The sequence below is a fragment of the Streptomyces sp. H39-S7 genome (assembly GCF_027158205.1).
In the GTDB taxonomy this organism is placed as follows: domain Bacteria; phylum Actinomycetota; class Actinomycetes; order Streptomycetales; family Streptomycetaceae; genus Actinacidiphila.
In genome coordinates this window covers 1-10,101 of record NZ_JAPVLU010000085.1, presented here as the reverse complement: position 1 = coordinate 10,101, position 10,101 = coordinate 1, and the positions used below count along the sequence as shown (strand labels likewise).

Sequence of the window (10,101 nt, the reverse complement as noted above, 5' to 3'; positions counted from 1 at the left end):
GTACCAGCATGCGGGGTGCGCCGGGCGCGGCGATCCGTGGCGCGTCGGTCGGATGCAGGTCGTCCGCGGTGAGCCCGAGCGCGGCGACGATCGCGGCGCGCTCGTCCGGTGCCGGGTGACGCAGCGCGACGAGGCCCTGGTCGAACCACACCTCGATGCCGGCGGGGCGGCGGATCGCGACGGTGTCGAACGAGCGCCCGCCGGTGTGTTGGCGGTCGTTCAGCTCGCCCAGCGCGGTGCGGGTCAACCGGACGGCCTGCGCGGCAACGGCGCCGTGCCCGCAGCCGGACAGTTCAGCGGTAGCGGTGAAGAACCGCACCGGCCAGCCACCGTCCGGCGCCCGCCCCGGGCCGAGGAACGCCGCGTGCGAGGTGCCGGCCGCAGCAGCGACCGCACGCCGGTCCGCGTCCGTTGCCGCCGGGTTGTCGTCGGTGACGGACGTGGGGCTACCGCCCCTGCCGTCGCGCCGCACGCACGCATCGACCACCGTGACATCCGGCCAAGTCATCGGCCCACCTTTGACGCTCAACGAACCGGCAACCGCGAACGGCGTCCGCCGCTCACCGGACCTGGCCGCAACGGCCGACCTAACGCGTCCCGGAGCGTACCGGCCTGCCTCAGCCGGTGCCGTCCTGCACCGGGTAGTGGATGATGACCGCACCGCCGGTGGCGTAGTTGGCGACATCGGCGGCCACCCGCCGGCCTTGCGGCGACGCCCGCGCCGCGGCCATGGCGGCGACGTCAGCGAAGTCGCCTTCGAAGACCGCGAAATACGGCGCTTCTGCCTTGGTCGCTGCCACGTCGAAGCTGTAGCGCCACGCCAGCAGGCCGGGCCAATTCATGACCAGTGGTAGGTGGTTGGTCACGTAGTAGTCGCGGAAGTGGTCAGGGTCGGCGGGCTTGGAATACAGGACCACCAACTTATGCATGACGACCTCCGTCCAGAGACGAGACCGTGACACTCCGGGTGCCCTGGGAGTTCCTGCTAAAGACTGCCGGGCCCGGGTGAGTCGGGTCGCGCCGGCATCCATAGTCGACCACACCGGGCTCGGTGGCCGCGGCCTTCGCGAGAGCCGTGAGGGCGGACTCGACATCGGCGGTGCGCGTGAGTGCGATGTCCAGTACGGCGGTCATTTGAATCGTCATATGCGCAGGTTAGGGCTTGATGTGCGGTCGAGGGAAAGACCGGTTCGGGCTAGGCTCAGAACGGATCGTTATCCATCGGCAGGGAGGGCACGTGACGCCGGATACGGTGAGCCTGCGCTACTTCCTGGTGCTGGCAAAGGAGTTGAACTTCACCCGCGCGGCCGCACGGATCGGTATCGCACAACCCGCACTCAGCGCCCGGGTGCGCCGCTTGGAGGCGGAACTCGGTACGGCACTGCTGCTCCGCAACACGCGTAGCGTCGCATTGACCACGGCCGGTGCGGCTTTGGCGGAGTCCGCGCCGCCCGCGCTGGCGGCGCTGGACCGGGCCTGGGACACCGCCCGGAGCGCGGCGGCTGGTGAACTGGGCACGCTGCGCATTGGATACAGCCTCAGCACCGGGGTCGAGACGGCACCGGCCCTGGTGGACAGGCTGATTCGCGGCACCAGCGGACTCGAGGTCGGCGCGGTCCCGATGGCGACACCGGAGATCTCCCCCGCGGTCGCCGACGGCCGCATCGATGCCGGGATCACCCGCGGTGAACAGCCGGGCGGTGGCGTGCGCCGGTTCCTGCTGCGGCGTGAGCGCATCGGGGTCCAGCTGGCGCAGCACCATCCGCTGGCCGAACACCCGGAGATCGAGATCGCCGACGCGGCCGCGTATCCGCTGCGACTCCCGGACCGTGCGGCCAACCCCGTGATCCATGATCAGCTGTCCGCACTGTTCCGAGACACCCGGCCACACCCCCGATTCCACACGCTCGCAGTCTCTTTCGACATGTCTCAGCGCGACCTGCGCGACGGGGTCACCCTCGCCCCGGCCGGAGAAGCCGCGGTCACGGCATCACCGGCCGGCCTCACCTGGCGACCGCTGCGGGGCGCGCCCAGCCTGACGATCCACCTGGTCCTCCCCCGCGAGACGTCGCCACTGCACCGCCGCATCCGTGCCGTCGCCAAAACCCTGGCGCACGAGCTGCACTGGCTGCCCGACTGACGCGCAGGAGGTCCAGCGAGAGGGACGTCTGCGGTGGCGAGACCGAAGACCTTGCGCCGGGCGGCCGTAGTGACGGCAAGCTCGATTTCAGTCGGCGCGAACCGAGCCACCGCGTCGACCTCGCGCACCACGTTCGCCCAGAGGTCGGCGTCGGCCGGTCCGGGATGCGCCGGCGCGGGAGTGATCAATCCCGCCCGTCACTGGGTGAGGTGGCAGCTGCCTCGACGTCTTCGTCGAGTCGGTCAAGGAGGATCATCGCCACATCGTCCGCCAGGGACGCCTCGGTGTGGCGGATCAATGCCTGGTGCAGTTGATCCAGGAACTCCGGTGGGTTGTGGGCATACACCGCTTCCATGGCCTCGGGAAGGGCGAAGAAGTCGTTGTCACGATTGCGGGCTTCGATGACGCCATCGGTGTGCAGCAACAGACGGTCGCCGGGTACGAACGGATAGCTCTCCGGCTTGGCGGGAGGGCCAGAGATGAACTCTTCCAGGCCGAGGGGCGGCAGTGGTGTGGTGGGCACCAGGGCCTGGACTTTGCCCTGCCGCAGCAGCAGCGGAGGCGGGTGGCCGCGGTTGACCATTTGGATCACGGGTCCCTCCGGCACCTGGGCCACGACCGCTGTGACGAAACATTCCGCCTGCTCATCGACCGCACCCGGCAAGGCGCACTCCCGTCGGAAGGCGGCCGCGCAGTGGCTTATGACCTCCGCCAGCTCCTCCTCATAGTGCGCGGCCTCCCGGAAGGCGCCCAGCACAGCCGCGGCCGAGCGCACAGCGGGCAGCCCCTTGCCCCGGACGTCCCCCATGAGAATCCGGACGCCGTACCGGGTCTGCACCGCCGCGTACAGGTCACCGCCGATCTGCGCCCCCGCCTCAGCCGCGAGGTACATGCTCGACGCCCGCATCGGGCCCAGGCGGGCGGGCAGGGGCCGCAGGAGGACACCCTGGGCGGCCACGGCGATCCGGCGGATCTGATCGAGCTGCTCCTCCCGGCGAGTACTGATGGCGCTACTGGTCATGATGCTGGCCGCGGATACCAGGAGGATCGCCAGGAAGTTGGTGTAGACCTGCTGGCTGCCCCACGCCTGGTTGAAGGTGGCGGTGGCCACGCTGATCGACAGGGCGAAAGCCGCTGCCCAGAAAGTGCCTTTCGGGCCCATCGTGACCGCGGCCAGCGCCGGTGTCGCGGTGAGGAGGGGGCCGGTATACAGAAAGTGTGCAGGCGACAGCTCGATGCCCACCACGAGCAGTGTGATGGCGAATGGCAGGCACTGCGCGAGTGTCAGGTGGACTCGGCTGAAACCGCCCGCTCCCGGTGGAGGAGCCGGGCGAAGGAGCGATCGCATGTGTACAGCCTCCCTCGCTGCAGCGCGATGTTCCACTCAACACTGATGGCTCCGGTTACGTACGGCGACCGGGGCCGACTGAGGGTCGATGACCGCGGCGTTTGCGGATCACCATGGTTCGGGCCCCTTCGCGAGACTGCCCTGAGATAGGGCTGCAGGTTTCCCCTTCAGGATCGCCGAGAACGGTGTCCCCGCGTGCGCCCAGCGTGACGGCGCTGGAGAGCGCGCAGACGGCGACCAGCAGGGGCCAGGAGCAGCAGCTGACGGTTCAGCCCATGGGTGGTTTGGGCTCGGGCTCAGGCTGCTCAGGGTGCGGGTAGGACGGTTGTACGCGCAGGGGGCGGGCTGCCCAGGCCGGCAGGTGCCAGTTCAGCGGGCCGAACAGGGAGACGAGGGACGGAACGAGCAGCATCCGCACGATGGTTGCGTCGAGGAGGATGCCCAGGCCGAGGCCGGTCGCCAGGGTTTTGAGGTCGGTGCCGGGGCCGGAGGCGAGCGCGGCGAAGGCGAGGAAGAGGATCAGCGCGGCGCTGGTGACGAGTCGGCCCGTGCGGCCGACGCCCTCGATGACGGCGGCGTCGGTCGATCGTCCCGCGTCGTATTCCTCGCGGATGCGGGACAGGATGAACACCTCGTAGTCCATCGACAGTCCGAACAGGAACGCGAAGATCATGAGAGGGATCCAGAACGTGATGGCCCCGGTGGCCGCGATGCCGAAGATCGCGTTGGATCCGTGACCGTCCTGCCAGAAGATCACCATCAGCCCGAGCGTCGCCCCGAGGGACATCAGGTTGAGCAGCACTGCCTTGAGCGGTAGCAGCAGAGAGCGGAAGGCGCGGGCCAAGAACACGTACGTCAGCACCGTGATGATCGCGAGCATCATCGGGAAGTTGCCGTAGACGGCGTGCATGAAGTCGATCTGCGCCGCACCGATGCCGGCGACACCGGCGACCCCGGCTACGTTCTCCGTGGCGCTCTTGACCCGCTTGACCACGCCGACGCTCTGCGAGTTCACCGTCTCTTCGTCGGGGATGACCACGACGATGCTCTGTCCGTCCCGGTTGCCCGCCGGCCCGGAGGGCGTGACCACACTGCTCACGCCGTCGATCTTGGCCAGCTCGGCTGCCACCGGTTTGGCCTGGTCGGTACGGACCAGGACCTCCATCGGGGTCAGCGCGCCCGTCGGGACTCCCCCACGCTTCAGCGTGGTCAGGGTCTCGTAGCCGGGGCCGTTCTTGGCCAGCGACTCCGACGAGGCAAGACCGATCTTGATGCCGAAGAAGACACCGATCAGGACCCCCAGCACCGCCAGCGCGGCGCAGGCCGCGATCCAGCGGCGCCGCACCACGGCGGCTGTCCATCGGCTCCAGGCGCGGCTCGCCCGGTTCTCGTGGCGGATCTTGGGCCAGTCGACCCGCGGCCCGATGCCGCCCAGGATCGCTGGTGTGAGGGTGAGCGTGGTCATCACGCTGGCCAGCGGGATGAGCACCCCGCCGTACCCCATGCTGCGCATGAACGGGACCGGCAGAACGACGAGTGCGAGCAGGCCGATGGCCACGGCCATGCCGCTGAACACCACCGCGTGACCGGCCCGTTCCATCGCGACCACGACCGCTTCGTGGTTCTCCCGGCCGCGGTCGCGCTCCTCGCGCCAGCGGGTGACGAAGAGCAGCGAGTAGTCGATCGCCACGCCCAGGCCGATGAGGGCGACCAGGAACTGCACGATGAACGACACATCGGTGACGTAGGTGAGCGGCAGCAGCATCACGAAGGTCGCGAGGATCGACACCGCGGCCACCAGGAGCGGCAGCAGGGCGAGGAACGACGCGAACACGAAGGCGAGCACGGCGAGGGCGCCGACGGCACCGAGAAGCGTCTCCCCGAGCACCCCCGGCCCGCCGCTGTCGTCGCCCCCGGAGGCCAGGATGTCCTGGCCCGTCACCCCGACCGTGGCGCCGGGCGGCAGGGCCTTCTCCGCCGCCGCTTGGATCGGATCGGTCAGCAGCTTCTGACTCGGGGACGGGTTGAACTGGTAGAACACGAGCGCGTAGGCGGTCCGGTCGTCTTTCGTCCGGAAGGCCTTGTCGCCGGTGTTCGCCTCGCCGATCACCCGCACGTTCGGCACCGTGGCGCCCACCGCGGCGAACGCCCGGCCGACCTCGGCCTCGTGACCCGTGATCGACTGCCCCGCAGGAAGGGTGACCGAGACCAGATACGGGCTCGTGTCGCCACCGCTGCCGAAGGCCTGCTTGATCTGATGCGCCGTGACGGTGCCGGGCTGGCCCGGCAGCGAGAAGTCGAGCGTCAGCCGATCCGTCGTCCGGCCGGCCAGCAGTACGCCGGCGACCAGCACCAGACCCCAGAACCCCACAACCGCCCTGCGATGCCGCAGAACGAATTCGGCCCACCGTCGCATGCCCGGTCCTCCCGCACGCCGTAAGGGTGCCCGAGCCCAGCCCTCGGTCACATTCCTCTGATATCAGACAGATTTGCATACTTTGAACCACGCGGCAGAGCATGCCGGGCAGCGGGCGACGCCAACGCCGAAGCGATGCTGGGGCGGCGCCGACGGCCAGACACCAAGCGCCCCTACGGCCGTTGCTGCGGACATCGAGGTTTCCTCCGGCATCTCCTTGAGTACCTTGTCCTTGGGCCATTGGGGGATTCCGTTCCCAAGACGCGTCCCCCGGCGGCTACGCCACACGGTCCGCATGCCTTCGGGCGAATATCGTGCCGGTGGCGTGGCAGAACCGGCCCCGGTGGTACGAGCTTGTAGATGTCCTGACCCCGTCGCGCCGTCCGCCGGGCGCCGGCACCGGATCCGTATGGCGTCGCGTCAAGCGCTGCGCGGCATCACCCCTGCTCCGACCGGGAACCCGGGCGGTCGGCGGTCGCTCCCCCGGCCCGGCGGCGAGCCGCGAGTGGCCCCCGCCCTGCGGACGGCTGCCGCATACGCCTGGCGGATCCTCGTGGTGGGCGCCCTCGTGTACGCGCTCTTCGCCGTGCTGGGGCGATTCCACGAGATCGCTGTGGCTGTCTTCCTCGGTCTGGTCATCACCGCGATGCTCCGGCCGGTGACCGACATCCTGGGGCGCCTTCTGCCACGACCTCTCGCCGTCGCACTGACCCTGATCGGCAGCATCGTCCTCCTCCTCGGCGTCCTGGCCTTGGTCGGAGGTTCAGTGGCGGGAGAGAGCACCGGGCTGGCACGGGAGTTCCGGACAGGCGTCGGCAGGATCGAGCGCTGGCTCCAGCAGCCGCCGTTCCGGCTCAACCCGGGAGCACTCACCGACCTCCAGTCCCGGATCGGGCAGTTCCTGTCCAGCCACCGGTCCACCCTCATCAGTACGGCAGTCAGTGGCGCCGGCCGGGTCGTCGAAGTCCTGACCGTGTTCGCCCTGGCCTTGTTCTCCTCGGTCTTCTTCATCCACTCCGGCGACCGGCAGTGGGGCTGGTTCTGCGATCAGCTTCCACCGGCTGCGCGGGAGCGGGCGTTGATCGCGGGCCGCGCAGCCTGGCGGACCTTCACCGGCTACACCCATGGCATCGTGCTGGTGGCCGCGACCAACGCGGTCCTGGTCGGCGTGGCCCTTTTCGCTCTCGGAGTGCCGCTCGCGGTCCCCCTGGCCCTGCTGGAGTTCTTCGCCGCGTTCATTCCGCTGATCGGCTCACCCATCGCTCTCGCCATCGCCGCCGTGGTGGCCCTGGCGGCCAAAGGCCCGTTGATCGCGGCCATGGTCGTCGCCCTCATCGTGATCATCGGACAGATCGAGGGGCACCTGCTGCACCCGATCGTGATGAGCTGGGCCGTCCGGCTGCATCCGGTGGTGGTCGCGTTCGCCGTCATCGGCGGCGCCATCGCGGCAGGAGTAGTGGGCGCGGTGGTGGCCGTGCCGCTCGTGTCCGTCCTCTGGTCGGTCCATCAGGCGCTGCACCCGGCAGGCGAACCAGGGTCCACACCCAAAGCCTCCCCTTGACGGAGAGGGGGATCCTTCGGGCCCCTGACAGAACCGTCCCCGCCCGGCGGGCGCTTCCAGTGCATCGTGTGACGGCGCCTCGGGCGGCCACCGTGTCGCCGAGGACGGTGGAATCCGGGGCCCGCCGATGCCGTCCGCGCAGGATCCCGGTGGCCTCCACGACCGTGCGCACTGCGCAACCGCCCAGATCGGGTGAATGCGCGCTGATGCGGCGTACGCCTCCCGGAGGAACCGCGCTCACCTGCGGCAGCGCGAGATCCACTGCACCATCGCGGACGAGGCCCACCGGGCCCGCATCCGCAAGACCCGCGGCTCGCGCGGTGGTCGGCCGTCGTAGCTCGACGTGAGACACCCGTCGCGCGCTGCCCGCCGGCCGATCCCAACGCGCATCCGAGGGTGCGGGGAGAAGCGCCTTCAGGGAGAAGCACACCGAGGGAGGCATGAGAAAAATTCCGACGGGATGCGTATGACCGGGCAGCTGAACGATTTCGTGCGGTCTCGGTGCGCCGAGGCATCGAGGAATGGACATATTCGGTCGTTCAGATACCTATCTGAACGCCAGAGACGCGTCGGTTGCCCTACCCGGTTACTTCGGGCGTGTCGGCTGAGGAGGACTGTGATGCGAACAGACCCCATCGAACCTTGGGGAGACCTATCCGAACCCGCCCTCGGCCCTTCGATCACGGAGTCTTTCCATGCCGTTCTGGACGCCCTGGACGCCGCCCGCGCCGAGCTGCGCGCAACCGATGTCTCTCTGCACCCCATAGGCAGTGGGCCCGTGTTGGGGTCTTATCCGCAGTCCCCGACCGTGCATCAAGCCGTGTGGCGAGGCGACCACGGCCTCAGTCGCCCGCCGTCTCGGCTCGCTGTCGCGGTCACCGAGTCGTCGCGCGAATCTGCTTCCGGTGTCGAGAACTGGGATGCCTTCCGGCCACGGAAGGAGTCGAGCCCGACGTCCGAGGAACGCCCAACTGTGCTGGAAGCAAGAGCCGTACAACCGCTCTGGGCTCGTGGGTCGCAGCTCCACGACAACATCTCCGCAGCTGCCGTGGAAGCATCCGAGCACACGGGCCTGCCGAGGGAATCACATCAGGGCAGTTGGTCCTCGCCTCGAGGTTCCGTCCCTCACCGGTCGGCCTGGGACATGCCTCCCACAGGCGCAGCAGTCCAGGGGAACCGAAGGAGGGACGCGCCACGGTCGAGCAACGACACCCAACACAAGAATCCCACTCCTTCCGGCAGGGGAGTCGAATCCCACGCGCTGCAAGGGGGCGACCTTCCGCCGGCACAGCCGAGTCGGTACCGGACCTCAGGTACGTTCAGCAGGTCAACACGACCCGTGGGCAGGGCCGGCAAGCTTGCGGGAGCCTGCGGAATCGGCGTGGTAGGAAGTCTCGTGGTCGTCGGTTGGATGCTGAGCAGCGGCGGCGCGTCACCAGCACCGTCCTGGCTGCCCCCGGACGACCCGAGTCCGCAGCTTCCCGGCACCGGCGGACACGCTGGGACACCGAATCCGGGAGACACCGCGGCGCCGCTCCCGCGCCCACCGGCCCCGGGGGATCAACAGAGGCACTGGTTCTCGCATGCCCAGCACAATGGCTACCAGCCTGCTGGGCGTTACGGCATCACCATCCAGTCGGCTTCGGCCAGGTTCCAGGATCCGATGGACTCCCTTCGACTCGGCCAGACCTGTCAGCCTGAGGCCGAGGGCGATGCGCATCCCGTACGTCTCCCTCTGGCTTCATCGGCTGCCAACACCACGCCGACTGCCGCTCCCGCGACGCGAACGCCGCGCCACCGGACAGGCGAGACCAAGGCACCGGACCAAACCGCGACACCCGCCTACCGCCGCGCACCTGAGCCGAGGACGGAGACGACGCAGGCGAACCCGGCGCCCGGACAAGAGCAGGGGACGTCGGTCAGCCATGAGAGCAAGAGCAGTGACAAACGCGTCGTTGCGGGCCATCAGGACCCAACTCAACAGACGGGCAAGGCCCAGCAGACCGCGGACGCCGAGCCCGTCGGGTCGCACCGACAGGGCTGGCCCGCTCCTCCGGCCCCCTCGCCGGATGCTTCTGGCAGGACGGGCGCGTGGGCAACAAACACAGCTGTTCCGGATTGAGTGATGCCGCGCTCGACCGCGTGCCGAGCCTCGCAATCCCGCGGGTCGCGCTTCACGGCCGGCCGCCTTGCAGGGTCCGGATCGGGTGGGGCCTCGTTGCGGCTGGTCAGAGTCCCGGGCCCGACCCTCTGTGAAATTTTGCAAATAACCACCAATCCACGGGCGTTGCAGCTCCGAACCCGCAGGGAGAACCTGCCCAGGATCTTGCTTCACCCCCCCGTACGATCTGCGGTTCCCTCCCTGTGAAAGCCGCGGAACAGGAGCGAATGTGATAGCCAAGCGCACCGGTCGCCTCATGGCGGTCGCCGCCCTGCCCGCCGCCATGTTGCTGGCCGTGGGACTCACTTCCCCGGCTGTCGCGGAGGACGGCAACGCCTACCAGATCGACCTGGCGCAGCTGAACAACTCCGGTTCCCGGGGCATCGCCATGCTCAGCATCAACGGCAACCGACTGACCGTGCAGATAGAGTCCGAGGGCATGGTGCCCGGGCAGCCCTCGGCGCAACATCTCCAC

Annotated in this window: 7 protein-coding genes and 1 pseudogene; 4 read left to right on the top strand and 4 right to left on the bottom strand. The window is 69.0% G+C overall.

Annotation, left to right across the window (positions count from 1 at the left end; translation table 11 throughout):
* Positions 1 to 508, bottom strand: a 508-nt coding sequence (locus O3X23_RS41260; protein ID WP_269279594.1) for a PhzF family phenazine biosynthesis protein, incomplete at its 3' end; no start/stop codon positions are given.
* Between the two features lie 109 nt (positions 509 to 617).
* A complete protein-coding gene (locus O3X23_RS41255) occupies positions 618 to 929 on the bottom strand; it encodes an EthD family reductase (RefSeq protein ID WP_269279590.1) in 312 nt (103 codons plus the stop codon).
* Positions 930 to 1,237: 308 nt separating this feature from the next.
* Here O3X23_RS41255 and O3X23_RS41250 point away from each other — a divergent pair, with 308 nt between their 5' ends.
* Positions 1,238 to 2,140, top strand: a complete 903-nt coding sequence (locus O3X23_RS41250) for a LysR family transcriptional regulator (protein ID WP_269279587.1) — start codon at positions 1,238 to 1,240, stop codon at positions 2,138 to 2,140.
* A gap of 184 nt (positions 2,141 to 2,324) precedes the next feature.
* On the opposite strand, the gene O3X23_RS41245 is transcribed toward O3X23_RS41250, so the two are convergent.
* Positions 2,325 to 3,383, bottom strand: coding sequence for a PP2C family protein-serine/threonine phosphatase (locus tag O3X23_RS41245; RefSeq protein WP_331284013.1), 1,059 nt, complete (start codon positions 3,381 to 3,383; stop codon positions 2,325 to 2,327).
* Between the two features lie 373 nt (positions 3,384 to 3,756).
* Positions 3,757 to 5,904, bottom strand: coding sequence for an MMPL family transporter (locus tag O3X23_RS41240; protein WP_269279584.1), 2,148 nt, complete (start codon positions 5,902 to 5,904; stop codon positions 3,757 to 3,759).
* Between the two features lie 409 nt (positions 5,905 to 6,313).
* Here O3X23_RS41240 and O3X23_RS41235 point away from each other — a divergent pair, with 409 nt between their 5' ends.
* The 3 genes and pseudogenes from O3X23_RS41235 to O3X23_RS41225 form a co-directional block, all read left to right on the top strand.
* The gene (locus tag O3X23_RS41235; RefSeq protein ID WP_269279581.1) at positions 6,314 to 7,465 is read left to right on the top strand and encodes an AI-2E family transporter; all 1,152 of its coding nucleotides are present in this window, start codon (positions 6,314 to 6,316) and stop codon (positions 7,463 to 7,465) included.
* A gap of 196 nt (positions 7,466 to 7,661) precedes the next feature.
* Positions 7,662 to 7,802: a hypothetical protein gene (locus O3X23_RS41230; RefSeq protein WP_269279578.1), complete on the top strand. Its 141-nt coding sequence runs from the start codon at positions 7,662 to 7,664 to the stop codon at positions 7,800 to 7,802.
* A gap of 2,053 nt (positions 7,803 to 9,855) precedes the next feature.
* Positions 9,856 to 10,101, top strand: a pseudogene (locus O3X23_RS41225) (hypothetical protein); the annotation flags it as partial.